This window comes from Bacillus sp. FSL R9-9497, assembly GCF_038005805.1.
GTDB classification, from domain to species: Bacteria; Bacillota; Bacilli; order Bacillales; family Bacillaceae_G; genus Bacillus_A; species Bacillus_A cereus.
The window spans coordinates 4,402,644-4,426,634 of record NZ_JBBOTY010000001.1; the positions used below are offsets into that span (position 1 = coordinate 4,402,644).

Sequence of the window (23,991 nt, forward strand, 5' to 3'; positions counted from 1 at the left end):
TTGTAACGGAAAGACTGTAAAAAAGAAAATAAAAAAAGCTACCAAATGGTAGCTTTTTTTCTTTTAGAAGTGTTTAGAAACTAATTCTACTAACGCTTCTTTCGGTTTGTAACCTAACGCTTGATCAACTACTTTACCGTCTTTTAATACGAAAAGAGCTGGAATGCTCATTACTTCGAATTGACGAGCAGTTTCTTGGTTTTCATCAACGTCTACTTTTACTACTTTTACTTTTTCGCCTAGTTCTGCATCGATTTCCTCTAATACAGGAGCGATCATTTTACAAGGTCCACACCAAGGTGCCCAGAAATCTAATAATACAACACCTTCGCTAGTTTCAGCTGCGAAGCTTTGGTCATTTGCGTTTACAATTGCCATTTTATTTCCTCCTTCAAGTATATTCTACCAAGAGTATATCATTAACTTATATACGTGGCGAATAATATGTATCGTTATGTATTGTAACAAAAAAATGTTCCTTTATACTATATAAAAATACGGATTAAATACTAAAAAGATGAGAGACAGGGGATCTCTCACCTTTTTCTATATATAGGGGTACTTCACTTGGAACTCAAGGGTACTAAAATCATGAATGTACTTTTAACTTTTTAAACTCTTCTGTTAAAAGAGGTACAACTTCGAATAAGTCACCGACAATACCGTAGTCAGCTACTTTAAAGATACTTGCTTCTGGATCTTTATTAATCGCAACGATTATTTTTGAGTTAGACATACCTGCTAAATGCTGAATCGCACCAGAAATACCACATGCAATGTATAAGTCTGGGGTAACAACTTTACCAGTTTGACCAATTTGTAATGAGTAATCACAGTATTCAGCGTCACAAGCACCACGAGATGCCCCAACAGCGCCGCCTAGTACGTCAGCTAACTCTTTTAATGGTTTAAAGCCTTCTTCACTCTTCACACCGCGTCCACCAGCGATAATAACTTTCGCTTCAGAAAGATCCACACCTTCTGCCGTTTTACGGACAACATCTTGAATGATTGTACGTAAATCTTTCACATCAACTGTAATAGAAGATACGTCACCGCTGCGAGACTCATCTTTTTCCAGAGTTGCAATGTTATTTGGACGCACTGTCGCAAATAAGATGCCGTCTGTTACAATCTTCTTCTCGAATGCTTTACCAGAGTAAATTGGACGAGTGAAGATAACATTTCCACCTTCAACCTCTAAAGCAGTTACGTCAGAAATTAAACCAGCTTCAAGCTTCGCTGCTAATTTTGGTGATAAATCTTTGCCAAGTGCTGTATGTCCAAAGACAATACCTTCTGGATTTTCTTCAGCATGTACAGCTAAAAACGCTTGTGCATAACCATCAGATGTATATGATTTTAATTTATCATTTTCAACTGTCACAACGCGATCTGCACCGTAATGAATCAATTCATTTGCAAAAGAGGCAACGCTGTCTCCAATTAGAAGACCTACTACTTCACCGCCTTCTGCAATTGTTTTTGCTGCTGCTACCGCTTCAAAAGAAACGTTACGTAGCGATCCATCACGAACTTCACCCATTACTAATACTTTACGAGCCATAGATTTTCCCTCCTGCATATATAATTTCGTATTTTATTAGATTACTTTCGCTTCTGTATGGAGCAACGATACAAGTTCTTTTACTTGATCTTGCAGCTCGCCTTGTAACACTTTTCCTGCATCTTTCTTAGGAGGCAAATAGATTTCAATTGTTTTTGTCTTTGCTTCCACATCATCTTCTTCTAAATCTAAATCATCTAATTCTAATTCTTCTAGCGGCTTTTTCTTCGCTTTCATAATACCTGGAAGCGATGGATAACGCGGTTCATTTAAACCTTGCTGTGCTGTTACTAAAACTGGTAATGAAGTTGCAATCACTTCTGTATCACCTTCAACATCACGCTCAATCTTCACATTTGTACCGTCAATTTCAAGTTTTGTAATTGTCGTTACATATGGAATATTTAACGCTTCAGCTACGCGTGGTCCTACTTGTCCAGATGCACCATCAATTGCAACGTTTCCACCTAAAATTAAATCTGCATCTTTATCTTTTAAATATTCAGCAAGCACTTTTGCTGTCGTGAACTGGTCACCATTTTCTACATCATCTTCAATATTAATTAATACGGCTTTATCACAGCCCATTGCTAATGCAGTACGAAGTTCTTTCTCACTATCTTCGCCACCGACTGTTACAACTGTAACTTCTCCACCTTGTGCGTCTCTTACTTGAATTGCTTCTTCAATTGCATATTCATCGTAAGGGTTGATGATGAATTCCGCTTCGCCATCGTAAATTGCACCGTTTTTAATTACGATTTTTTCTTCTGTATCAAATGTTCGTTTCATGAGTACGTAGATGTTCATTCCATTTACCCCCTTGTTTTTCAGAAAGATTCTATCAATTTTAATTTTCTGTTAATTTATATTAAAAAAATAATTGAACTACCTGCCACTAAATGAAGGTTTACGCTTTTCTAAAAATGCAGCTACACCTTCTCTTCCATCTTCACTTGTAAATACTTCACCAAAAATCTGTGATTCACGTTGTACACCTTCATAGTAATGAGACGATTTTGTCGTTTGCAATAACTCTAGTACAGCACGAGTTGTTGCTGGACTTTTTCCAGCAATTTGTTTTGCAACTTTAAGCGTATCATCTAAAAGAGATTCTTCAGAGAACAATCCGTTAACAAGTCCCCACTTTAATGCTTCTGCACCAGTAATTGGTGTACTTGTTAACATCATTTCACAAGCTTTCGCTTTCCCAACATAACGTGGTAAGCGCTGTGTACCTGCAAAGCCAGGAATTAATCCAAGTGTTAATTCAGGTAAACCAAGTTTTGCACTTTCAGTTGCAAAGCGCATGTGGCAAGACATAGCAAACTCAAGGCCGCCGCCCAGTGCCGCTCCATGAATTGCCGCAATAACTGGTTTTGAACATTTTTCAACACGCTCAAACGTAACTTGTCCAAGCTGTGCTAATTCTGTTGCTTGTTTCGCTTCAGTAACAGATGTAAATTCTTTAATATCTGCTCCCGCTGAGAAGAAACGTCCTTCACCGTGAATAACAACAACACGAATGTTATCATCCTTTTCCACTTGATCAATTAATTCAGTAACGTCATGCATAACTTGTGAAGACATCGCATTCGCTGGTGCGTGATTTAATGTCGCCACCGCGATATGATCTTCAACTCTTACAGATAGGAATTTCAACATGATCCCTCCCATTATTGACGATAACCACAAGCTGCAATAAGTAGCCCGTGTACCGTTTTTGAAAGTGCGACCAGATCATACTTATGATCGCTCATTACCCAATTGGTCACAACTTCATCCACTGTTCCAAAGATCATTTGTCTTGCCACGCGAACATTTAAATCTGCTTGAAATTCACCTTGTTTTATACCAGTCTCTAAAATCTCATCCATAACTTGTAAGTAGCCTTTTAATACTTCATTTATTTTAAGGCGCAAGTCTTGATTGGACTGCCTCAGCTCTAATTGCGTAACGATAGCAAGAGGATCATTTTGCGACAACAGCAAGAAGTGCGTTTCTACCAACATGAATAACTTCGATACAGCGCTTTCAATTCCTGCTGTTTTTTGACGAATTGTTTCGACAAATTCTCCCATCTTCTCTTGGAATAAGGATATTAATATATCTTCTTTATTTTTAAAATATAAATAAATCGTGCCATCAGCTACCCCAGCTTGCTTTGCGATTTTAGAAACTTGCGCTTGGTGGTACCCATTCTCCGCAATCACAATGACTGCCGCATCAATAATTTGATTGTATTTCGGTCTATTTTTCTTCACTTTACTGTCCCCTTCAAGAAGATGACTGAATGAATAGTCATTCATATTCTTATAATACTGACTATTTAGAAAAGTGTCAATCCTATTTTTTCAAAAAGAAAGGGCCTTAGCCCGTTTGCTCATCCTCATTCTTTCTCTTCTCTTCATCTATTAGAACACGGCGCAAAATTTTCCCTACTGTCGTTTTCGGCAATTCATCTCTAAACTCATATACTTTCGGCACTTTATAAGCCGCTAAATATTTACGTGCAAACTGATTTAATTCTTCCTCAGAGCACTCCGTACCTTCTTTTAACACAACAAATGCTTTAACTGTCTCTCCTCGGTACGGATCTGGAACTCCAATTGTCACTACTTCTTGCACTTTTTCATGCTCATATAATACTTCTTCAACTTCACGAGGATACACATTAAATCCACTCGCGACAATCATATCTTTCTTGCGATCTTTTACATAGAAGAATCCATCTTCATCCATGTAGCCAACATCACCTGTATGGAGCCAGCCATCTTGCAATACAGCCGCTGTTTCCTCTGGCTTATTCCAGTATCCTTTCATAATTTGAGGACCTTTCACTACAATTTCCCCTATTTCTCCTGGCGGTAATGCCTCACCAGTTTCAAGTGACATAATGATCGCTTCTGTATCTGGCCACGGAACTCCAATGCTACCTGGCACTCGCTTTTCCCATAAAAAATTACTATGTGTAACCGGAGAGGATTCTGTTAAACCATATCCCTCTACTAGTTTACCACCTGTAACTGTTTCGAACTTTTCCTGTACTTCTACTGGGAGTGGTGCTGATCCACTAATACAAGCACGAATAGAAGAAATATCGTATTCTTTTAAAAGTGGGCTATTTAAAAGAGCGATATAAATAGTTGGTGCACCTGGAAATAGTGTCACTTTATGCTTCTTAATCGCTTCAAAAACCATTTTCATATCAAACTTTGGAATAAGGACCATTTTGTATCCTTGCATAACACTCAAATTCATAACAGCCGTCATGCCGTACACGTGGAAAAATGGAAGAACCCCAAGAACGACTTCTTCTCCTTCTTTGCAATTATATAACCATTGAACTCCCATTAACGTGTTAGAGACGAGGTTTTTATGCGTTAACATAACGCCTTTCGGAAATCCGGTTGTTCCTCCTGTGTACTGTAAAAGAGCTAGATCTTTTTCAGGATCACAAGGCTCCTCAACATCCGTATTCACTTCTTTTTCTACTGAATTCCAAAGATGAATCGTTTCACTCTCTGATACTTTCACAACTAAATTTGACTGTTTTTTCTGCACAAATGGATACAATAGATTTTTAGGGAATGGTAAAAAGTCCGCAATGCGAGTTACGATAATATGCTCAATTTTTGTAGCAGATTGAACATTCGTTACTCTTGGAAACACTAAATCGAGACAAAGAATTACTTTCGCTCCCGAGTCATGAAGCTGATATTCTAATTCTCTCTCTGTATACAGTGGATTTGTTTGTACTACGATACCTCCCGCAAGTAATGTACCGTAATAACCAATTACAGCTTGCGGACAATTCGGCAACATAATAGCAACTCGATCACCCTTTTCCACACCGAGCTTTTGAAGATAATTTGCAAACCTCTTCACCTTATCATGGAAGTCCGAAAACGTAATATCCTTCCCTAAAAAGTGAAGCGCTTTCTTTTCTGGGTAGCGAGAAGCCATCTGTTCTACATATCTATGAAGCGGCTGAATATCATAAGAAATCGTACTCGGAATTTCCTCTGGATAACTTTTCAACCATGGTTTTTCCACCTTCATTCCCCCTTCAAATACATAAAAATAAATGAATGTTCATTCATGATGGTTATTTTCATTATATTATAGTCACCATAGCGTTACAATCATAATATTCTGACTTTTGTATAACTATGCTTTACTTCATTAACTTCTTATTATATGTAGAAACTCTCTTAATCTTAAAAGAGTAAGAGAGTTATAGTTTAACTTAATCTTATTATCGTTAACACTGCTCCTGGAGTAGTTGTTGATAATGTTGCGACAGCTAACAAACCAAATAATTGCAAGCTAATAGCATCTCCTGCTGCAAGAGTTGTAATGATTGTTGCGCTAAATGATGTAGTCGCTACAGCAGGAGAATTGATTGTTCCGGCAAGTGGTGCTCCATTGATTGTAATCCGTGAACTAACTAATAATGAAGCCGTTATATTAATCGAATATGAAATATAGTAATTTCCAGCATTTGCAACCGTAAATACTGTATTTCCCCCGGAAACCGTAATACCTGGACCGATATTTTGATTATTCGGAAGCGGGACATTCGTTCCACCTAGAAGTACTGATATCGCTGTTCCTGACGTATTATTTGCAAATGCATATGTCGCCGTGATACTTGTACCTGTAGCTCCGGTTGAGCCTGTTGCTCCTGTTGGGCCTGTCGCTCCTGTTGGACCCGTTGATCCTGTTATTCCTGTCGCTCCTGTTGGACCCGTTGATCCTGTTATTCCTGTCGCTCCCGTTGGACCTGTTGAACCCGTTGATCCTGTTATTCCTGTCGCTCCCGTTGAACCTGTCGCTCCTGTTGGACCCGTTGCTCCCGTTGGACCTGTTGAACCTGTCGCTCCCGTTGAACCTGTCGCTCCCGTTGGGCCTGTTGAACCTATCGCTCCTGTTGGGCCTGTTGAACCTGTCGCTCCTGTTGGGCCTGTTGAACCTGTCGCTCCCGTTGACCTGTTGAACCTGTCGCTCCCGTTGGACCTGTTGAACCTGTCGCTCCTGTCGTTGGACCTGTTGAACCTGTCGCTCCCGTTGGACCTGTTGAACCTGTCGCTCCCGTTGGACCTGTTGAACCTGTCGCTCCCGTTGAACCTGTCGCTCCCGTTGAACCTGTCGCTCCCGTTGAACCTGTCGCTCCCGTTGGACCTGTCGCTCCCGTCGGACCGGTTGAGCCTGTTGCTCCCGTCGGACCGGTTGGACCAACTTTAGGCACTGTCCCATCGCAACTAAAACAGCATGAATCAACATGTACACCATTTTGATTATTACACCCACAATATCCATTTACGTTATTGCTCCATGAAGACATGTTGATCACTTCCTTTACATGCAATCTTTTAAGTACAATCACCGAGTTAAAAAAATCTATCTAAATAACAAAGAAATACTTTACCTATTAGGGATAAACACAGGTTTATTCTATACATTCTAGTAATTATTACATGCTATTCTCACTCCTTTTGCTTGTACTTTCGCCCCATCTCCACAGATTATTAACCATACACATTACACTTTCGTACACAGCCAAGTTCCCATTTAAACTTTCCACATTCGCCAATCTTTTTAGTAAAGAGGCTTATTCTTCATAAATAGCGACTATAACATATAAAAATCTGTATAATTTGTTGTTTTTAGTCAAAATTTTAAAAAAATATTGACACTTAATTTATCCTCATAGTATGATTTGGTTGTTGTAATTGATAACCATTTTCACTTACGGTACTAGTTACAAAAAACACTTAATTTGGGGGCAGAAGATGAAGAAAATTCTCAGTATTTTCATAGTGATTCTTTTATTCGCTGTTGGATGCGGACAGCAAAAAGAGGAGAAAAAAGAAACAAAAGCGGACAATAAAAATCAAGCTATAACAATTAAACACGCTGAAGGGGAAACGAAGTTAGATAAACCAGCGAAAAAAGTAGTTGTACTTGAGTGGGTATATTCAGAAGACTTATTAGCACTTGGTGTTCAGCCAGTAGGGATGGCAGACATTAAGAATTATAATAAATGGGTAAATACAAAAACAAAACCGAGTAAAGATGTTGTAGATGTAGGGACACGTCAACAACCAAACTTAGAAGAAATTAGCCGTTTAAAACCAGACTTAATTATCACAGCTTCATTCCGTGGTAAAGCAATTAAAAATGAATTAGAGCAAATTGCACCAACAGTTATGTTTGATCCATCAACAAGTAATAACGATCACTTTGCTGAAATGACAGAAACATTTAAACAAATTTCAAAAGCAGTTGGAAAAGAAGAAGAAGGTAAAAAAGTATTAGCTGATATGGATAAAGCATTCGCTGATGCAAAAGCAAAAATTGAGAAAGCAGACTTAAAAGATAAAAACATCGCAATGGCACAAGCATTTACTGCTAAAAACGTACCAACATTCCGTATCTTAACTGACAATTCTTTAGCTTTACAAGTTACAAAAAAATTAGGTTTAACAAATACTTTTGAAGCAGGAAAATCTGAGCCAGATGGTTTCAAACAAACAACTGTAGAATCATTACAAAGTGTACAAGATTCAAACTTCATTTACATTGTAGCGGATGAAGATAACATTTTTGACACGCAACTAAAAGGCAACCCTGCTTGGGAAGAATTAAAGTTCAAAAAAGAAAACAAAATGTATAAATTAAAAGGCGATACTTGGATTTTCGGTGGTCCTGAGTCTGCAACATCTTTAGCAACACAAGTAGCAGATGTAATGACAGCGAAGAAGTGATTACACGATGAATAGCTTACAACACACACTTCGAGCAAGTCTTGTATTCGGAGGAGGAGCAGCTCTCTTGCTCCTCCTTTTCTTTATTCATATCGGACAAGGTCAAGCAAACATTTCCTATAGTATGATTATTGATGCTCTTATCTCACCGAACCAATCGCTAGAACATCAAACTTTAATCATGCTTCGATTACCTAGAGCTGTAATTGCCATTTTAGCTGGAGGCGCTCTTGCTGCATCAGGGGTTATTTTACAAACGTTAACGAAAAATCCACTTGCTGAATCCAGTACAATGGGTATTCACTCTGGCGCATATTTCTTTCTAGTAGCGGCTACAATTTTCTTACCGAAAGGTTTACAAATTAATTCTCTTCTGTTCACATTTATCGGCGGCGCTATTACTGCTTTATTTGTATACCGTATTTCTGGTGGAAAAAAGGGAACCCCACTTAGAATGGCATTAGCTGGTATGGTCGTTACATTAATGCTCTCTGCCTTTACCGGAACGATGCAGCTTTTCTATGAAAATGAAACAGCTGGTTTATTTTTATGGGGAGCTGGCTCTCTTATTCAAAATAACTGGGATGGCGTTCAATTTGCTTTTCCATTTATCATTATTTCTTTCCTAGTTTTACTATTTATGTCTCGTAAACTCAACATTCTCTTACTTGGTGATGATGTTGCTGTTTCTCTTGGTGAAAAAACAGCAGTAACACGTCTTATCGCCTTCATTGCTGCAATCTTTTTAACAGCAGTAATTGTTACTGTTGTTGGACCAATTGGATTTGTCGGCTTAGTTGCGCCTCATTTAATGCGCCTTATCGGATACCGTCAACACTTTACTCTTCTTCTCTCTTCTTTCTTATGGGGGGCAGTATTATTACTTGGAGCAGATGTTGTCGGTAGATTAATAGATCCAACCGGTGCAGAACTTCCTGTTGGGGCAGTCACAGCAATGATTGGATCTCCTTGGCTTATTTACTTAGTGTACCGAATGATGAAGTCGAAACAATATATGAATGATAACGGTGCGAATGCAGCTGGAGCTAGTTCCCGCTATTACTCTTATAAAAAGGTAATCATTATATCTATCACACTTTGTATTGTGACGATTGCTCTTGGTGTTACAATCGGTAGTAACGCTTATATCGAAAGTATTACAAATGTTATATCAGGTCAATTAACACTATTTGACAAAAACATGATGATGAATCTTCGTTTACCAAGAATGCTCGTGGCTGCTATTGCTGGCGCATGCCTTGCAATAAGTGGGCTTGTTTTCCAAGGTATATTACGAAATCCACTTGCCGATCCTTCTATTATTGGTATTTCATCGGGAGCTGGTGTTGGTGCTTTAACTATTATGTATGTCTTTCCTGCACTTCCTGGTTTCTTTCTACCAATTGGTGCATTTATCGGAGGACTACTTGCAGTAGGAATTGTCCTCTTCTTTTCATGGAAATCAGGATTTAGCCCAACAGCCCTTGCTTTAATAGGAATTGGTATTTCTGCACTTGGCTCGGCAATTATTCAAATCTTTATCGTTAGAGCCAATTTGAATGTTGCCGCTGCTTTAACATGGTTATCTGGCAGTACGTATGCAAGAGGATGGAATCACTTAGAAAATATCATTCTATATCCATCTCTAATTCTTGTATTCATTATCTTTTTCTTAATAAAACAACTTGACGTTCTCGTACTTGGAGACGATTTAGCAACTGGACTTGGGCAACCAGTAAATAAAACACGTCTTGCTCTGATTGTGCTAGCGACACTACTTGCATCAGTAAATATCGCTGCTGTCGGTACAATTGCCTTTTTAGGCCTTGTCGCACCTCACTTAGCAAGAATTATTGTTGGTATGAATCATCAAAGACTATTCGTTTGTTCAGCACTATTTGGAGCAATCCTTCTTTCTGTTGCTGACTTACTTGGACGTACAATCGCATATCCGAAAGAAATTCCTTCTGGTCTTGTCGTTGCTGTACTTGGAGCACCTTATTTCTTATGGTTGATGAGGAAGAGTGGGAAGAAGGTTAATTAAAAGACGGCTTCATATATGTGAAGCCGTCTTTTCCTATTATGGCATAAAATTAACATAGGCTTTGTACATAATATATATAACAAGTAAATACATGATTATATTGAACACACTTCGTTTTAAAGTTAACTTTCTCTTTAATTTCTTATCTTGTAATCTCAATTCTATTCCATTCGCTATTTTCAACCTACCTACTATTTGAAATAACTCTCTGTAATCATCAGCATTTCCCAATAATACGTATTCGTTATCATTTTTATACTTTATATGCAGAAACTCACTTCCACCTTTACGGTCTAATATTGTTTTCATATAAGCTACTTCATTCAATACACATACTTTTAAATCAACTTCATTATAATAACGATCCATAAAAAACACATACAACCGTTTATTTGTAACGATTAACACATTATTAATACCGAAGTTCATTGCAAGAACGCCTATCCCTAATGTCATTGCTGTGCCTGTCTGCCAATTTTTCACACGATGATTTTCGGCAAGCATACTATATAAAATCTCTTCGCTTCCCTGTAACTCTTCTTGTACAACCTCATAACAACGTTTCATTAAAATTGTTTTTGTTACAACTTCTTTTGTACGATCTATTTTCTTTTTATCTATTTTCTCATCATTTCTATAATCATCTACACAATTATCGCTATACTGTAAGTTATTTAATTCCTGAAGTAACTTTTCTTTATTCATTCCTTTTCCCCCCCAGCAGCTTCTTCAATTTCTTTCTCCCTCTTGAAAGCCTACTATATACCGTATCTCGTGTCATACCGAATTCAAGCGCTATTTCTTGTACGCTATATTCATCTAAATACCTTTTTATAAAAATTTTCTTATCTTCTTCATTCAATTCTTTAATTAAAACGTAAAAATTATAATCTCGCTCTTCTTTTGTTAAATTGACATTTTTTCTATCTTCATATATTTCTTGCTGAAACTCTTGTAATTGATAAGACTTATTACTTTTTCGTTTATAATCGATGGCCTTAAACCTAGCGACAGATATAAGCCAGTTTCTAAACTTCCCACGATTTTCATCATAACTACTAATGTTGTACCAAACGATTAATAAAATATCGTCAACACATTCATCCACTAACACCTTACTCTGTGCAGTATCTAAAATACTATGAACTACCTTATAAATTAAATCTCCATATCGATCAATTGCTGTATGTAATGCTAACATATCTTGTTTCCGAAGACCTTCTACTATTTCTATATCCTTCACCCTTATCACCACTCTTTATCCTATTCTTTATTCATTATATATACGAATGAGCACATTCGTTTCCTGACACTTTTACAAATATTTTCTAATTGTTTTCATATTGTAGCAATGCTTAATTAATTATTTCTTGTGGAACAGGGATTATATTATCTCTCACGAATTTAATCTATGAACAAAAATAGGAGGGATAACTATGTACCAAACAATTGAAGGCTTTTTACAATCATGGACATACGAAGCAGAGTCTACTGAGAAAATGCTTGATTCATTAACCGATGCATCTTTATCACAAGAAATTGCACCTGAACATTGGACTTTAGGAAGAGTCGCTTGGCATATCGTGACGGCAATTCCTGTTATACTATCTGGCACAGGGCTAAAGTTTGAAGGAGAAACGAAAGATTATCCTGTTCCAACTTCTGCAAAAACAATTGCAGATGAGTACCGTAAAGTGAACGCGGCTTTTGTTGAAACACTTCAAAGTAAATGGACTGATAAAGACTTAGCTACTATTAACGACTTCTTTGGTCGCCCTATGCCGAATTCTATATTTTTAATGACACTTATTAATCATCAAAATCACCATCGCGGGCAAATGACGGTTTTAATGCGACAAGCCGGCTTAACAGTTCCTGGTGTGTACGGCCCCGCAAAAGAAGAGTGGGCTGCGGCTGGAATGGTAGCTCCTAAAATGTAATGACAAAAAAGACAAGGTGTTTACATATCTTGTCTTTTTCTGTAACTTGTTTCATGTGAAACTATTTTTTAAAATGGTTGTTTTATGGAATATATAGGTTAAAATGAATACATATTACGAAGAGGAGTAACCAAATTGAATACAAAAAATAAAAAAATAGCTATGGGAACTATTTTACTAACTTCCCTTATTGGAGTTATTAGTGTATCTCTTTATTTCACCTATTATGGTACCCCTTGGGGAAAACAAGCAGCAATTACGGACTCAAAAGAATATATTACAAAATATTTTAATCTAGATGCAGAAGTCAAAAATACTTCTTACGATGCTAAAATGAATAGCTATGCCATCTCCTTTGAGACAAGTAGAGACGGAGATTTTACTATCGAATATAAAAGTCCTAATAACTTTAATATCTCTCCAGGAGTTCAAGAGTATTTAAGCAAACACTCCAAATTTACAGAGTAGTAACGAAGCATACATATACAAAAAAGAGTTAGTGTAACGCCAACTCTTTTTTCTTATTCTTGTCATACAGTTATATCTTCCTTCTCTATATTTTTAATTCCGTAATATGCAATCACAGCTCCAATTGCTGCGAGTGCTAGTTGAAGGGGAAGTAAAGTTGCTGTAGGAAACGCTGGGTTGCTATTCATTGCAATTGCTACAACGATAAGAGATGAAACAATTGTAGTTGGCACTGAACGTTTACGCATTCCGAAATACAATGGGATTAAACTCATTCCCGCAGTTGCAATAGCTAAAGGAACCAGTTTTATTCCTTCTTGCACCAATTGATCTACTGTGAATGAATGAGGAAGAATTGAAAAATAACTATCTATCCCAAAGAAAATTCCTACTACTAAAATGTTAGATACAATAACTGTTATAAATGTTACTATCGCTGTAATAGCCAACTTACTAGCCATCATTTTCTTTCGGTTAATAGGATAAGAAAACATGAGTAGTATTGTTTTATTTTTATATTCGCCAATTATTAACCTTGCGATTAACACACTACCAAAAATAATAAATGTTGCTCTTACTACTGTACTAGCCATTAGCAAAATCATCTGCGGATCTCTTATTTCTGGATCTCCTTCTATTTGTGCAATGAAACTAACAAAGATTAATAATGCCAGTATAATGATATTTGCAATAACTGCTCCCCTCACATACCATCCAAACTTAAACTTCTTCAATTCTAGCTTCATAAGACGTAGCATGATATTCCTCCTTTCATTTAAACTTTAATCAATATAAATTACCCCTGTTTTACTTAAAATCTTCACTTCGTTTTTTGCATCACCAATAGTTCCCTCTTTTATCTTTTCTGTATTTTTATCTTTCTTAAGTCCTTTTAAATCCACTATTACGTCAGTCGAATTACTTTTAGCCATAAGCTTCAATGATGCCGGGACACCTTTATACCGTACGCCAATATCCCCTGATTTTGTTTCTACAAATAATGATTTTCCTTCTGTCATATCTTTCAGTAATACTTCCCCAGATGTTGAAGTGATGTTCATATTTTCGTTTTTTACATTTTTTACATAATTATCACCAGTAGTGGAAGTTATATTTACTTCTTGTAATGAACTATCTTTTAACATTAAATCTCCGCTTTCGGATGTAAATTCACCCTTCTCTGCCGATAGTCCTGTAATCATTCCATCTCCAGATTTGCCTTTTGTCACGATCCTTTTTACTACTATATCGTTTATTTTCACATCACCCGATTTATTATTTAATACAATTTTATCTATTTCTTTCTTCGGAATAGCTATAGATATACTATTTTTCTTCCTAAACGTAAAACCATAAAAAAATCTGTTCACCTTTTGTTTTTGCTTAATCACAATTTTATTTTCATCATTTTCTATTTTGACGGGATCTATCTCTTTATCTGCTTGTTCACCTTGAGCAGAAATTACTATTTTATTAGCGTCTGTACTTTTAAATTCAAGATTCCAGTTTTCATTATCTACTTCTATTTCTTTTATATTATTTATCTCAAAAGACTTTTCTTTCTTAAAATCTTTCCCCTGAAATACCTTAATACCAAAAACTACACTAGCAATTGTAATGAATAATATTGCAATTACTATTATCTTTTTCACCATTCATACCCCAGTTCGTTGTTGTTTTAAGCTTGCTTCACACCACATCAATCTTATCGATTTTACGAAATGATAAATAACTAATGAAAATCCCTAATAAACAGAGCACGATTGGGATAGCTATAAAATCAAACATACTTACTTGATCGTTTCCAGGACCAACGTTACCACTAATCAGCATACCAATTATTACTGCCGAAGTAATCGTTGTCGGTGTCGATTTCTTTCTCATTCCAAAAAATAAAGGAATTAAACTTATACCAGATATCATAAATGCACTTATAAAAGTATCTGGAACGATAGCTATTATTTCACCTATCGTAGCTGGCGTTTCAATCAGTCCCATCATTGGACTCACAAAATATACGAGTAAACTAATAATAAAAGTAGCGATAATGGTGCTCACAAAACAAAAACAAAAAACAATTGTTAATTTCGCCCTCATTAGCATTTTCCTTTGCAGCGGGTACATAAACGATAATTGCATCGTTTTGTTCTTATACTCATCAATTACTAAACGTGATAAAATGACCGAACTAAAAATAATGAATGTTATCCTAATAAAAATATTTGCTGCAGCCATGTTCTGTGTGAAGTCAGAGAAGAGCATGTCTTCCTCGGCTTTCATTCCCAATGCCATAAGGCTTACTGCAGCAAAAATTGCTATAATACAAATTGCTACACTTTTAAAGTAACGAGATAATTTATGTTTCTTCCATTCGAGCTTCATTAATTTAAACATATAAATTACGCCTCCATTCTTTATATACCTGTCTCTACGCTGCTAACATTCTAATTCCAGCAGTAACGAAGCTTAACATTCCTATCACTAGTACAATGAACAACCATTTCCGCTCTGGTTTTCTATAATATAAAATTCCACTTATTAGCATTACGATAAATCCACTTACCAGGTTCAGCCACAGTCCATTAAGCATGAATACCTTCTCCATCCATTACATTTAAGAAATATTCTTCTAAGGAACTATGTTTTTTATTAATACTTTCAATTTCCACATCGTTCATAATAAGTGCTTTTGAAATGGCTTGCTGTGTCACCGCCACTTCATAAATCCGAATCATGTTTCCGCTCATTATTTTGTAATTTTTTATACCAAGTTTATCTTCTAAAATATAAGCTGCACGTTTCACATCAGGAACAGTAATTTCAATATACTCTGTTTGTTTTCCGTTAATACTCTTCATTGAAACTTCTTTTATTAGTTTTCCATTTTGAATCACACCAATTGTATCGGCCATTAGTTCCATCTCACCTAAAATATGACTAGAAACTAATAATGTAATGCCATATTCTTTGCAGAGCATTTTAAATAAGTCTCGTAACTCTTTAATACCAATTGGATCTAAACCGTTAATTGGTTCATCTAAAATGAGCAATTCTGGCTTTGTAACGATTGCCCTTGCAATACCGAGTCGTTGTTTCATTCCTAATGAAAAATCTTTTACTTTTTTATTATCTACCCCTTGTAGTTTCACTAAATGTAAAGCATGGTCAATTGCATTTTTATCGTAGTAGCCCATGTATTCACAATGTAGGTCTAAGTTTTCTTTCGCCGTTAATTTATCATAAAAGATTGGATATTCAATAATTGTCCCCATTCTTTTTAATACTTCATAAGATGTATCTGTTAATTTATCACCGAAGATTTCAATATCACCACTCGTCGGTTTTATTAAATTTGTAATCATTTTCATAATCGTTGTTTTACCAGCACCGTTTGGTCCTAAAAAACCGTATATCTCTCCTTTTTTCACATGCATGTTAACACTGGAAATAACTTCTTTCCCTTTAAACACTTTCGTTAACTGATTTGTTTTTAATATATATGTCATGTTACTTTCCCCTTTCGCAATACTCTATATTTCTATAATAGACAACGGAAATCTCTTTTTTCTTACCCGTTTCTTACAAATTCCTTACGCTGAAAAAAAGCTTGTAGAATCTACTTCTCTACAAGCTAAAACAGCATCTTTTTTAATACAATTGTAAAAATTGTTTTTTCATACGGTTTACTAGAAAGATGAATTTTTCCGTCCATCGCTTCCACAAGCCGTTTCGTAATCGTTAATCCGAGACCGCTTCCTTGGTACAATCTATTTCTTGAATCTTCAAGTGTGTACATACGCTCAAACACTTTATCAATATGAGATTCATCAATTCCTTTTCCTGTATCCCATATATCTATATACACGCTCGTGTCATCATCTCTTAACGTCATACCGAGTGCCTTTCCATCGTCTCCATATGTAATCGCATTTGATATTAAATTATTCAATACCCTACCTAATACTTCCACATTTCCAAGTGCGTATATATTTCTTTCTGGTATATCAATATGAACCTGAAAACCTTTCGTCGTCACTAAATCATAAAATGATAAAATCTTCTCGCGACAAACTTCATTCATATTTACTTTTGTCATTTCAATTGCTTTGTCACCAGATTCTAATTTCGCTAAATCAAAAAACTTATGAATTAGCTCCATCACTTCTAGTGTTTTCGTATGCACTTTCTCAAGTAATATTTGTTGTTCTTCTTTATTCATCGTTTTATCCTTATTTAACATTTCTGTATATCCAAGAATAACTGTTAGTGGTGTTTTCAAGTCATGCGAAATATTTGAAAGCATTTTTCTCATCGAAATTTCTACTTTTGCATGATCTGCATTCGTTTTCTGTTTTGCATCTAATAATTGATTAATTGCCACTAATAATTTTTGCAATTCTAGATCATCTGTCATAACGAGTAACGTCTCGCCTGTTTTTTCATTTACAATACTTTCTAACTTTTCATATGTGTATCGTAAATTTTTACTACTATTTTTTCTCATTTTATATTGCATATAAATAACACATAACAATATAAAAATAATACCTATTAACAAATTGATCATATTACATCACTTCCAGCTTATAGCCGATGCCCCATAACGTTTTAATATATTCTGGATTAGATGGATCACTTTCGATTTTCTCACGCAATCTTCTCATATGAACATTAATGACGTTATCGTCACCGTAATACTCTTCGTTCCAAACTAACGTGTATATTTGTGCTTTCGTAAATACACGATTTTGATTTTTTACGAACAGTTTTAAGATCTCAAATTCTTTTAAAGTAAGTTTGAGAGGTTTCCCGTTTTTTTCAACCGTAAAATTAATTGGATCGATTGTTAAATCACCAATTTGAATCATTTTTTCTTCTGTTGATTCTGTAGCCGAATATTTCGTAGACCTCCGAATACCTGCCTTTACACGTGCAGCTAATTCAATCATAGAAAATGGCTTACAAATGTAATCATCTGCTCCAAGTCCTAATCCAACAGCTTTATCAACATCTGTATCTTTTGCCGACATCATTAAAATCGGAACTGCACTTTTTTCTCGAATGATTCGTACAACCTCTAAGCCATCTAGCTTTGGCATCATAATATCAAGGATAATCAAATCAAATGAACCTTTTAAATATGTGTTCACGCCTTCTTCTCCATCAGACGCAATTGTTACTTGAAAGCCCTCTTTTATTAAATACTTTTCCACCATCTCTTGAATTGAGATATCATCTTCAACTAATAAAATATGATGCGACATATGTCTATCCCCTTTTTTACAAACATTAGCATTTTAATTGTATCGTAACGAATGAATACTGTGAAGAATTATATGAATTTTCAAACCAACTTCCCTTCCTTCCCTAACAATGATATGATGAAATTTACTACGATAGTTCATAATTAACTTTATATAAAGGAGACTTATCATGTCAGAAAACAAAAAAGTAAGCTTAGCTGATTTAATGCGTGAACAACTTGCAAAGAAAAAGCAAGGTAACGGTAATGGTCAAAATGCCAAAAATCAAAGCCAAGAAACAAAAAAATTACAAAACCAACAAACAAAGAAAACAAACAACCAACGTAGACGTACAGGTGTGTAAATGAACGGACAAAAACGTTCTAATATAGCACCCGGTCTTGAAGTTGATATTGTATTAAAACAAGATCAACGAACAGGCAAATTAACACGTGGAATTGTAAAAGATATTTTAACAAACTCCCCTTCCCATCCGCATGGCATTAAAGTGCGATTGCAGGACGGGCAAGTCGGTAGAGTACAAAATATCGTTCAATAAGAAAAGGAGCTCAAGTAAACTCGAGCTCCTTTTCTTTATTAACCTTTAATTTTCTCGATGAAAACTACTTTTAAATAGTCTCCTTCTTTAAATTGATCAATGGTACGGAAATCTTCTGGTAAAGAATGTTCTTCTAATATTTTATATTTGCCATTCATTTCTTTAAAGGCTGTATCGATAAAGCCTTTAAACTTTTTCATATCGAATGCGCTACAATTTGTAGAAGCAACGATAATACCGTTATTTTCTGTAATAGCAATTGTTTCTTTTAATAAATTTTTATAATCTTTTGCTGCACTAAATGTATATTTTTTTGAGCGTGCAAAGCTTGGAGGATCAAGTACGACCATCTCAAATTTCATTTTTTTCTTCGCTGCATATTTGAAGTAAAGAAATACATCTTCTACAATAATATCTTGCGCTTCATAATCAACTTCATTTACACTAAACTGCTCAATCGTTTTACTTAAACTACGATTTGCAAGGTCGACACTCGTCGTTTTGCTCGCTCCGCCAAGCGCTGCAAATACAGAAAAAGCACCTGTATAAGAGAACATATTTAACACGGTTCTTCCCTTTGCATACTTATCACGAATTTGTTTTCGAACGTTACGCTGATCTAAAAATACACCAACCATCGCTCCGTCATTTAAATAAACAGCAAAGTTCACACCATTTTCTTTTACGATAAGCGGGAACTCACCACGCTCTCCTGCTACGAAATCATCACCCTCAATATATTTCCCTTTCGTATCAAAACGCTTTTTCTCATAAATACCTTTAAAGTTTGCTACTTTTTGAAGAGCGGCTATAATCTCATCTCTGAAAGTATAAATCCCTTCACTATACCAACTTACTACGTAGTAGCCATCATAATAATCGATAATTAGTCCTCCAAGACCATCACCTTCACCGTTTAGGGCGCGGAATGCTGTCGTATCACTTGATTTGTAAAATTGCTTTCGTTTATGTAAGGCAGATTTTATTTTACTTTCAAAGAAAGACTGATTAATTTGTTCACTCTCTTTTCTCGTTAAAATCCAGCCGTATCCTTTATTTTGTTTTCCATAATAGCCTTTTCCGATAAATTGGTTCTTCTCATCTACTACTTTAATGATTGTTCCTTCTTCCTGAACATCATTTAAATTTTGAATCGCATCTTTTAAAATAAGCGGATATCCACTTTTAATTTCTTTTATAAATTTCGGTTTTATTTTTACAGTTACTTCTGATCGCATATAATAACTTCCTTTCCATTTGCATGCTTTCTCTACAGGAAGCATTTAAAAAACGAGACTGAAAAAACAGCCTCGTTTCACTATACCATATTATTGCTTTGCTAGTACAACTCGCTCATTCTCTCGCTTAACTGCCACATATTTACTACATTTTGAACTGGAAATCTTACTGTCCAATATAATATAAAAAACTTTTATATTTCACATTTAGCATTGACAATGATAATGATTTTCATTATCATTTAATGTATATGAGTTCTCGAAAATAAAGGCTATATTTAATAGGAGGAATAAACATGATTATTGTTACAAATACAGCTAAAATTACAAAGGGAAATGGACATAAATTAATTGAGCGTTTTAATAAAGTAGGTAAAGTTGAAACGATGCCAGGCTTTTTAGGTCTAGAAGTTCTTTTAACGCAAAATACAGTTGATTATGATGAAGTAACAATTAGCACTCGCTGGAATGCAAAAGAAGATTTCCAAGGTTGGACAAAGAGCGCTGCATTTAAAGATGCTCACTCACATCAAGGCGGAATGCCAGAATATATTCTTGATAATAAAATTGCTTACTATGATGTAAAAGTTGTACGTATGCCAATGGCTGCAGCACAGTAAAAACAGTCCTTTTTTAAAGTATAGAATATGAGAAGCGTTATCTATCACTTCTCATATTCTATACTTTTTTCTTTAATTTCTTTTTATTAATTTTGCGTGTACAACTAGCCTTCCAGCCTCTGGATCAAGCGCATAGTCACAAGTAGAAAGTGTTACGATTTCATCATTAGCCGTCAATTCCGTATCCGTTTTGTACAGTGATTTTTCTTGAATTTCCTTTAAGAACGATGTATATGCTGCATCATTTTCAAAATCCGTTTCAATGTAATAAAAGTCCGTTGTTGTCGTGTATACTGAAAAAACTTCCACGTCGTATCCTTCAAATAATGTATCGTAATATAATTTACGATGAGACATAAAAAAGTCTTCATCCAACATCTTTTTTAAACTACCAAACATAGAACCGTCTTTCATACGATGGCCATATAAAATCGTATTTCGATTTTGAGATTTCACATCATTACGATGGTCCATAAAAATGCTTCCCGCTCTCATATCTTCACCTTTATAATTACGAAATAAATAGTAATCATTATCTTTTGCTTGAACGATTGGATAATTAATTAGTGTATCATCCATCGTAATCCATCCGACTATCTCTGGATTAATTTTCTGGAGATCCTGAAACTGTTTACGTACCTCTCCATCTTCTGATTTTTCTTCCATTGGACTTCTTTTATAAATATGTTGTGCCTCAGCCATTACTTTACGATTTTCATAATAATCCATGAAAATCCCGCCCAACTCATACATTGAATAGAAAAAGATTCCTAAAAACACAATTGTAAGTATGCGTTGAAAAAAAGAATTCTTTTTCCGTCCTTTCTTACTATTCAAATTATCACCTCAAAACGGATTATGCTCAGCCTTTAGATTCCCATAGGTACCATGTACAATCCGGTATCTTCATCCTGCTTTACAATGACATCTACACCATATATTGCTTTAACCATTTCTTCTGTTATTACATCATTAGGATTACCTTTCGTAATGATTTCTCCATCTTTCATAACGATAATATGGTCGCTATAACGAATGGCTTGATTAATATCATGTAATACCATTACAATCGTTAGTCCATGCACTTCATTTAACTCTTTCACTAACTCTAATATTTCTAGCTGATAGTAAATATCTAAATATGTGGTCGGCTCATCTAAGAAGAGCATTGGTGTATTTTGAGCTAATGTCATTGCGATCCAAACTCGCTGCCTCTCTCCACCAGATAAAGCATAAATTGGCTTATCACGCTTACTTTGTAAATTCGTACATACTAGCGCACGCTCAATCGCTTCTCTATCTTCATCTGTTTGCGGAGAGAATATATTTTTATATGGCATACGCCCGAAGCTTATTAGCTTTTCCACTGTAATATCTGCTGGAGCCTCATTTTGTTGATGGACAACCGCTAGTTTTCTAGCAAACTCTTTCGGTTTATATTCACTAATCGCTTTCCCATCAAGTATTACTTCTCCACTGCTAGGAGCGTGGTTTCTAGACATGACACTAAGTAATGTTGATTTCCCACATCCATTCGGTCCAATGATTGTTGTAATTTTCCCAATTTCTATTTCACTACTAACAGACTTTAATCGATTTGTTACGTTATCGTATGAAAAGGTTACATTTTTAATTTCCATGAACTTTATCACTCTTTCTAAGCAAGAATATTAAGAATGGACCACCAATAACCGCCATAATTGTTGCTGCTGGAATTTCGTTAGGTGGCACAATTAACCTTCCAATCGTATCTGCCGTCAAAATTAATAACGCCCCTGCAAGAGCAGAAAATGGAATTAATACTTTATGGTCTGAACCGACTAATTGTCTTGAAATATGCGGAACTAGTAATCCTACAAAAGCAATAACACCTGCAATCGCTGTTGATACTGCCGCTAAGAGTACTGCAATGGCAGAAATAATAAGACGAACTCTCGTCACGTGCAAGCCTAAGTTTTTCGCAGTCTTATCTTGTAGCGATAATAAGTTACACCAAGCCCCTACGAACAGAGCAAGAATAAGACCAACCGTTCCATAAGTCACCATTATTTCTACATCGCCCCACGTCTTCATTGTTATGTTAGAAGTCGTCGTTTGCTTAATACTCTTAATAAAATATCCACAAATCGTAACGAATGATTCATTTAATCCAGTAAACATTGCATTAATGGCAATACCAATTAAAATAATGCGAAGCGGGCTTAATCCTGATTTCCATGAAAACGAATAAACGAGATAACATGCAAGCGCACCACCTAAAAAGGCGAATACGGGTGTCCAGAAAAAGAATTGCGGGAACAACGTAATAATAACAAGTGTCATAAAACTTGCTCCTGAAGATATACCGATTACCCCAGCATCAGCGAGTGGATTTTTCATAACAGCTTGAAAAAGCACACCTGAAACAGCGAGAGCCGCTCCAGTGAACAACGCAATAATAATACGCGGAAAACGTAAATCTTTAATGACTTCAACATCTTCATTTCCACCTGTAAATATCCCTTGTACAAGTTCAACAATACCTACTTCTAAACTACCTTTCATCGCTGACAATGATGTCATAACAATAAGCAATGCAGTAACAATGAGGAAACTCCAAGTTTTTTTATTCATTCTACTCTTCCTTTATATTAAAATGCATCACGGATACATCATTTTTTTCAATTCATCTAATGCTTCAATTGCTGCTAAATTACCTGTCGTTCCAAATAAACGCTCTTCTAAATCGTAAACACGGTTATTTTTAACCGCAGCAAAGTGTTTCCAAATATCATTTGTTTTAAATTCTTTATCAAACATTTTTACAACTTCATCAGGCATACCATGAGCTGCTCGTAAAATAATATCTGGATCAGCTTTCTTTAAATACTCTGTATTAGAAGCTAAATATTCTACTTGTTCACCTTGCACAATATTTTTACCACCTAGTTGTTTCACTAAATCTCCAATATAAGAATGCTCTGTTGCTACTAAATAACTTCCCGGCACACCTAATAAAATAAGCACTGTCGGTTCTTTCTTTCCTTTTACTTCTTTTTGAATGCTAGCAACCTTTTTATCTAATTTAGTTACTACTGCTTCGGCCTGTTTTTCACGCCCATATTTCTTACCTAAATCGCTAATAGAACTTTGCATATTTTTCAAACTCGTTAAATCTAAAAAGTTTGCTTTCATACCCACACCATCAAAAACTGGCTTTAATTCATATTCAAGTGTTGTCACAGATAACACTTCTGAAGGCTTTAATGACTTTACCTTTTCCATATCTGGACTCATTGGATTCCCAACTTCAGGTAAACCTTTATATCGCTTCGGTAAAGTTTTAGAACTTGTTGGAACGCCGACTAAATCTACTTCTAACGCATCCATAATTTCAGTAACAGCCACTGTTGTTGCAACGACGCGCTCTTTACTTTCACTCTTTACCTGCTTTGCTGATTCTTTTTTTGGTGATGAGCACCCGGCTATACTCATTAACAAAATGATAGCCATTAGTACACTTGCAATTTTCTTCACTCTCAATCACCACTCCTTTCCATACA

The 23,991-nt window shown here is 35.6% G+C and carries 27 protein-coding genes and 1 pseudogene; 7 read left to right on the top strand and 21 right to left on the bottom strand.

Annotated elements, in window-relative coordinates:
• Positions 1-63: 63 nt before the first annotated feature.
• From trxA to MKY21_RS22720, 7 genes and pseudogenes are all read right to left on the bottom strand, one after another.
• On the bottom strand, positions 64-378 hold the full coding sequence (gene trxA, locus MKY21_RS22690) for a thioredoxin (RefSeq protein ID WP_001018943.1): 315 nt from the start codon (positions 376-378) through the stop codon (positions 64-66).
• A 211-nt stretch (positions 379-589) separates the two neighbouring features.
• Entirely contained in the window at positions 590-1,567 is a 978-nt protein-coding gene (gene etfA, locus MKY21_RS22695; protein WP_000101943.1) for an electron transfer flavoprotein subunit alpha, read from the bottom strand.
• A gap of 36 nt (positions 1,568-1,603) precedes the next feature.
• Positions 1,604-2,377 carry an electron transfer flavoprotein subunit beta gene (gene etfB / locus MKY21_RS22700; RefSeq protein ID WP_001029028.1) on the bottom strand — a complete coding sequence of 258 codons (774 nt, stop codon included), beginning with the start codon at positions 2,375-2,377 and terminating at the stop codon, positions 1,604-1,606.
• Between the two features lie 78 nt (positions 2,378-2,455).
• Positions 2,456-3,232: an enoyl-CoA hydratase gene (locus MKY21_RS22705; protein ID WP_000911292.1), complete on the bottom strand. Its 777-nt coding sequence runs from the start codon at positions 3,230-3,232 to the stop codon at positions 2,456-2,458.
• An 11-nt stretch (positions 3,233-3,243) separates the two neighbouring features.
• The gene (locus MKY21_RS22710; protein WP_000742223.1) at positions 3,244-3,831 is read right to left on the bottom strand and encodes a TetR/AcrR family transcriptional regulator; all 588 of its coding nucleotides are present in this window, start codon (positions 3,829-3,831) and stop codon (positions 3,244-3,246) included.
• Positions 3,832-3,937: 106 nt separating this feature from the next.
• Entirely contained in the window at positions 3,938-5,623 is a 1,686-nt protein-coding gene (locus tag MKY21_RS22715; protein ID WP_016118686.1) for a long-chain-fatty-acid--CoA ligase, read from the bottom strand.
• A 188-nt stretch (positions 5,624-5,811) separates the two neighbouring features.
• Positions 5,812-6,815: pseudogene (locus tag MKY21_RS22720) on the bottom strand (BclA C-terminal domain-containing protein); the annotation flags it as partial.
• 547 nt (positions 6,816-7,362) lie between these two features.
• On the opposite strand from MKY21_RS22720, the gene MKY21_RS22725 reads away from it, so the two are divergent.
• Together MKY21_RS22725 and fhuB are read left to right on the top strand one after the other, a co-directional pair.
• Positions 7,363-8,337: an ABC transporter substrate-binding protein gene (locus MKY21_RS22725; RefSeq protein ID WP_086392251.1), complete on the top strand. Its 975-nt coding sequence runs from the start codon at positions 7,363-7,365 to the stop codon at positions 8,335-8,337.
• 7 nt (positions 8,338-8,344) lie between these two features.
• On the top strand, positions 8,345-10,381 hold the full coding sequence (fhuB, locus tag MKY21_RS22730; RefSeq protein WP_001087098.1) for a Fe(3+)-hydroxamate ABC transporter permease FhuB: 2,037 nt from the start codon (positions 8,345-8,347) through the stop codon (positions 10,379-10,381).
• A gap of 36 nt (positions 10,382-10,417) precedes the next feature.
• On the opposite strand, the gene MKY21_RS22735 is transcribed toward fhuB, so the two are convergent.
• Entirely contained in the window at positions 10,418-11,086 is a 669-nt protein-coding gene (locus tag MKY21_RS22735; RefSeq protein ID WP_001031129.1) for a hypothetical protein, read from the bottom strand.
• Entirely contained in the window at positions 11,079-11,582 is a 504-nt protein-coding gene (locus tag MKY21_RS22740; RefSeq protein ID WP_206702468.1) for a sigma-70 family RNA polymerase sigma factor, read from the bottom strand. Before MKY21_RS22740 ends, MKY21_RS22735 begins: the two co-directional genes overlap by 8 nt.
• Before the next feature lie 235 nt (positions 11,583-11,817).
• Here MKY21_RS22740 and MKY21_RS22745 point away from each other — a divergent pair, with 235 nt between their 5' ends.
• Both MKY21_RS22745 and MKY21_RS22750 read left to right on the top strand, forming a co-directional pair.
• Entirely contained in the window at positions 11,818-12,321 is a 504-nt protein-coding gene (locus MKY21_RS22745) for a DinB family protein (RefSeq protein WP_086392253.1), read from the top strand.
• Between the two features lie 135 nt (positions 12,322-12,456).
• Complete coding sequence (locus tag MKY21_RS22750) at positions 12,457-12,789, top strand: YfjL-like protein (RefSeq protein WP_001093299.1); 333 nt, start codon at positions 12,457-12,459, stop codon at positions 12,787-12,789.
• A 62-nt stretch (positions 12,790-12,851) separates the two neighbouring features.
• On the opposite strand, the gene MKY21_RS22755 is transcribed toward MKY21_RS22750, so the two are convergent.
• The 7 genes from MKY21_RS22755 to MKY21_RS22785 form a co-directional block, all read right to left on the bottom strand.
• On the bottom strand, positions 12,852-13,547 hold the full coding sequence (locus MKY21_RS22755; protein ID WP_000945182.1) for an ABC transporter permease: 696 nt from the start codon (positions 13,545-13,547) through the stop codon (positions 12,852-12,854).
• 24 nt (positions 13,548-13,571) lie between these two features.
• A complete protein-coding gene (locus tag MKY21_RS22760; RefSeq protein ID WP_044796495.1) occupies positions 13,572-14,444 on the bottom strand; it encodes a DUF4097 family beta strand repeat-containing protein in 873 nt (290 codons plus the stop codon).
• Between the two features lie 34 nt (positions 14,445-14,478).
• Positions 14,479-15,183, bottom strand: a complete 705-nt coding sequence (locus MKY21_RS22765) for an ABC transporter permease (protein ID WP_000475529.1) — start codon at positions 15,181-15,183, stop codon at positions 14,479-14,481.
• Between the two features lie 34 nt (positions 15,184-15,217).
• Positions 15,218-15,379 carry a hypothetical protein gene (locus MKY21_RS22770; protein WP_000931813.1) on the bottom strand — a complete coding sequence of 54 codons (162 nt, stop codon included), beginning with the start codon at positions 15,377-15,379 and terminating at the stop codon, positions 15,218-15,220.
• Positions 15,372-16,295 (bottom strand): ABC transporter ATP-binding protein, encoded by a 924-nt coding sequence (locus MKY21_RS22775; RefSeq protein ID WP_044796494.1) that lies wholly within the window; start codon positions 16,293-16,295, stop codon positions 15,372-15,374. The genes MKY21_RS22770 and MKY21_RS22775 overlap by 8 nt, the downstream gene beginning before the upstream one ends.
• Positions 16,296-16,420: 125 nt before the next feature.
• A complete protein-coding gene (locus MKY21_RS22780; protein ID WP_044796492.1) occupies positions 16,421-17,356 on the bottom strand; it encodes a HAMP domain-containing histidine kinase in 936 nt (311 codons plus the stop codon).
• Between the two features lies 1 nt (position 17,357).
• Positions 17,358-18,053, bottom strand: a complete 696-nt coding sequence (locus tag MKY21_RS22785) for a response regulator transcription factor (protein ID WP_016118692.1) — start codon at positions 18,051-18,053, stop codon at positions 17,358-17,360.
• A gap of 169 nt (positions 18,054-18,222) precedes the next feature.
• Between MKY21_RS22785 and MKY21_RS22790 the strand changes: the two genes are divergently transcribed.
• Complete coding sequence (locus tag MKY21_RS22790; RefSeq protein WP_001293578.1) at positions 18,223-18,396, top strand: hypothetical protein; 174 nt, start codon at positions 18,223-18,225, stop codon at positions 18,394-18,396.
• Positions 18,397-18,591 carry a YwbE family protein gene (locus tag MKY21_RS22795; protein ID WP_001014310.1) on the top strand — a complete coding sequence of 65 codons (195 nt, stop codon included), beginning with the start codon at positions 18,397-18,399 and terminating at the stop codon, positions 18,589-18,591.
• A 38-nt stretch (positions 18,592-18,629) separates the two neighbouring features.
• On the opposite strand, the gene MKY21_RS22800 is transcribed toward MKY21_RS22795, so the two are convergent.
• Positions 18,630-19,829, bottom strand: coding sequence for a class I SAM-dependent rRNA methyltransferase (locus MKY21_RS22800; RefSeq protein ID WP_086392254.1), 1,200 nt, complete (start codon positions 19,827-19,829; stop codon positions 18,630-18,632).
• Positions 19,830-20,125: 296 nt separating this feature from the next.
• Here MKY21_RS22800 and isdG point away from each other — a divergent pair, with 296 nt between their 5' ends.
• Positions 20,126-20,449 (top strand): heme oxygenase, encoded by a 324-nt coding sequence (isdG, locus tag MKY21_RS22805; RefSeq protein WP_000587818.1) that lies wholly within the window; start codon positions 20,126-20,128, stop codon positions 20,447-20,449.
• A gap of 72 nt (positions 20,450-20,521) precedes the next feature.
• Here isdG and srtB read toward each other — a convergent pair whose 3' ends face one another.
• Genes srtB through isdE form a run of 4 tightly spaced genes read right to left on the bottom strand, consistent with a single transcriptional unit; the run spans position 20,522 to position 23,971 of the window.
• Positions 20,522-21,286, bottom strand: coding sequence for a class B sortase (srtB, locus tag MKY21_RS22810; RefSeq protein WP_086392255.1), 765 nt, complete (start codon positions 21,284-21,286; stop codon positions 20,522-20,524).
• 32 nt (positions 21,287-21,318) lie between these two features.
• Positions 21,319-22,089 (bottom strand): ABC transporter ATP-binding protein, encoded by a 771-nt coding sequence (locus tag MKY21_RS22815; RefSeq protein WP_000403761.1) that lies wholly within the window; start codon positions 22,087-22,089, stop codon positions 21,319-21,321.
• Entirely contained in the window at positions 22,079-23,062 is a 984-nt protein-coding gene (locus MKY21_RS22820; protein WP_044796489.1) for a FecCD family ABC transporter permease, read from the bottom strand. Before MKY21_RS22820 ends, MKY21_RS22815 begins: the two co-directional genes overlap by 11 nt.
• Positions 23,063-23,089: 27 nt before the next feature.
• A complete protein-coding gene (gene isdE / locus MKY21_RS22825) occupies positions 23,090-23,971 on the bottom strand; it encodes a heme ABC transporter substrate-binding protein IsdE (RefSeq protein ID WP_002098036.1) in 882 nt (293 codons plus the stop codon).
• Positions 23,972-23,991 lie beyond the last annotated feature (20 nt).

Excerpts from the sequence above, each read along its gene's own strand:
- MKY21_RS22770 (WP_000931813.1), bottom strand. The coding sequence starts at position 15,379 with ATGCTTAATGGACTGTGGCTGAACCTGGTAAGTGGATTTATCGTAATG.
- fhuB (WP_001087098.1), top strand. The coding sequence starts at position 8,345 with ATGAATAGCTTACAACACACACTTCGAGCAAGTCTTGTATTCGGAGGA.
- MKY21_RS22775 (WP_044796494.1), bottom strand. The coding sequence starts at position 16,295 with ATGACATATATATTAAAAACAAATCAGTTAACGAAAGTGTTTAAAGGG.
- MKY21_RS22705 (WP_000911292.1), bottom strand. The coding sequence starts at position 3,232 with ATGTTGAAATTCCTATCTGTAAGAGTTGAAGATCATATCGCGGTGGCG.
- etfA (WP_000101943.1), bottom strand. The coding sequence starts at position 1,567 with ATGGCTCGTAAAGTATTAGTAATGGGTGAAGTTCGTGATGGATCGCTA.
- MKY21_RS22780 (WP_044796492.1), bottom strand. The coding sequence starts at position 17,356 with ATGATCAATTTGTTAATAGGTATTATTTTTATATTGTTATGTGTTATT.
- MKY21_RS22725 (WP_086392251.1), top strand. The coding sequence starts at position 7,363 with ATGAAGAAAATTCTCAGTATTTTCATAGTGATTCTTTTATTCGCTGTT.
- MKY21_RS22760 (WP_044796495.1), bottom strand. The coding sequence starts at position 14,444 with ATGGTGAAAAAGATAATAGTAATTGCAATATTATTCATTACAATTGCT.
- etfB (WP_001029028.1), bottom strand. The coding sequence starts at position 2,377 with ATGAACATCTACGTACTCATGAAACGAACATTTGATACAGAAGAAAAA.
- trxA (WP_001018943.1), bottom strand. The coding sequence starts at position 378 with ATGGCAATTGTAAACGCAAATGACCAAAGCTTCGCAGCTGAAACTAGC.
- MKY21_RS22790 (WP_001293578.1), top strand. The coding sequence starts at position 18,223 with ATGTCAGAAAACAAAAAAGTAAGCTTAGCTGATTTAATGCGTGAACAA.
- MKY21_RS22785 (WP_016118692.1), bottom strand. The coding sequence starts at position 18,053 with ATGTCGCATCATATTTTATTAGTTGAAGATGATATCTCAATTCAAGAG.
- isdG (WP_000587818.1), top strand. The coding sequence starts at position 20,126 with ATGATTATTGTTACAAATACAGCTAAAATTACAAAGGGAAATGGACAT.
- MKY21_RS22745 (WP_086392253.1), top strand. The coding sequence starts at position 11,818 with ATGTACCAAACAATTGAAGGCTTTTTACAATCATGGACATACGAAGCA.
- MKY21_RS22755 (WP_000945182.1), bottom strand. The coding sequence starts at position 13,547 with ATGCTACGTCTTATGAAGCTAGAATTGAAGAAGTTTAAGTTTGGATGG.
- MKY21_RS22795 (WP_001014310.1), top strand. The coding sequence starts at position 18,397 with ATGAACGGACAAAAACGTTCTAATATAGCACCCGGTCTTGAAGTTGAT.
- MKY21_RS22765 (WP_000475529.1), bottom strand. The coding sequence starts at position 15,183 with ATGTTTAAATTAATGAAGCTCGAATGGAAGAAACATAAATTATCTCGT.
- MKY21_RS22820 (WP_044796489.1), bottom strand. The coding sequence starts at position 23,062 with ATGAATAAAAAAACTTGGAGTTTCCTCATTGTTACTGCATTGCTTATT.
- MKY21_RS22740 (WP_206702468.1), bottom strand. The coding sequence starts at position 11,582 with ATGTTAGCATTACATACAGCAATTGATCGATATGGAGATTTAATTTAT.
- MKY21_RS22735 (WP_001031129.1), bottom strand. The coding sequence starts at position 11,086 with ATGAATAAAGAAAAGTTACTTCAGGAATTAAATAACTTACAGTATAGC.
- MKY21_RS22815 (WP_000403761.1), bottom strand. The coding sequence starts at position 22,089 with ATGGAAATTAAAAATGTAACCTTTTCATACGATAACGTAACAAATCGA.
- MKY21_RS22800 (WP_086392254.1), bottom strand. The coding sequence starts at position 19,829 with ATGCGATCAGAAGTAACTGTAAAAATAAAACCGAAATTTATAAAAGAA.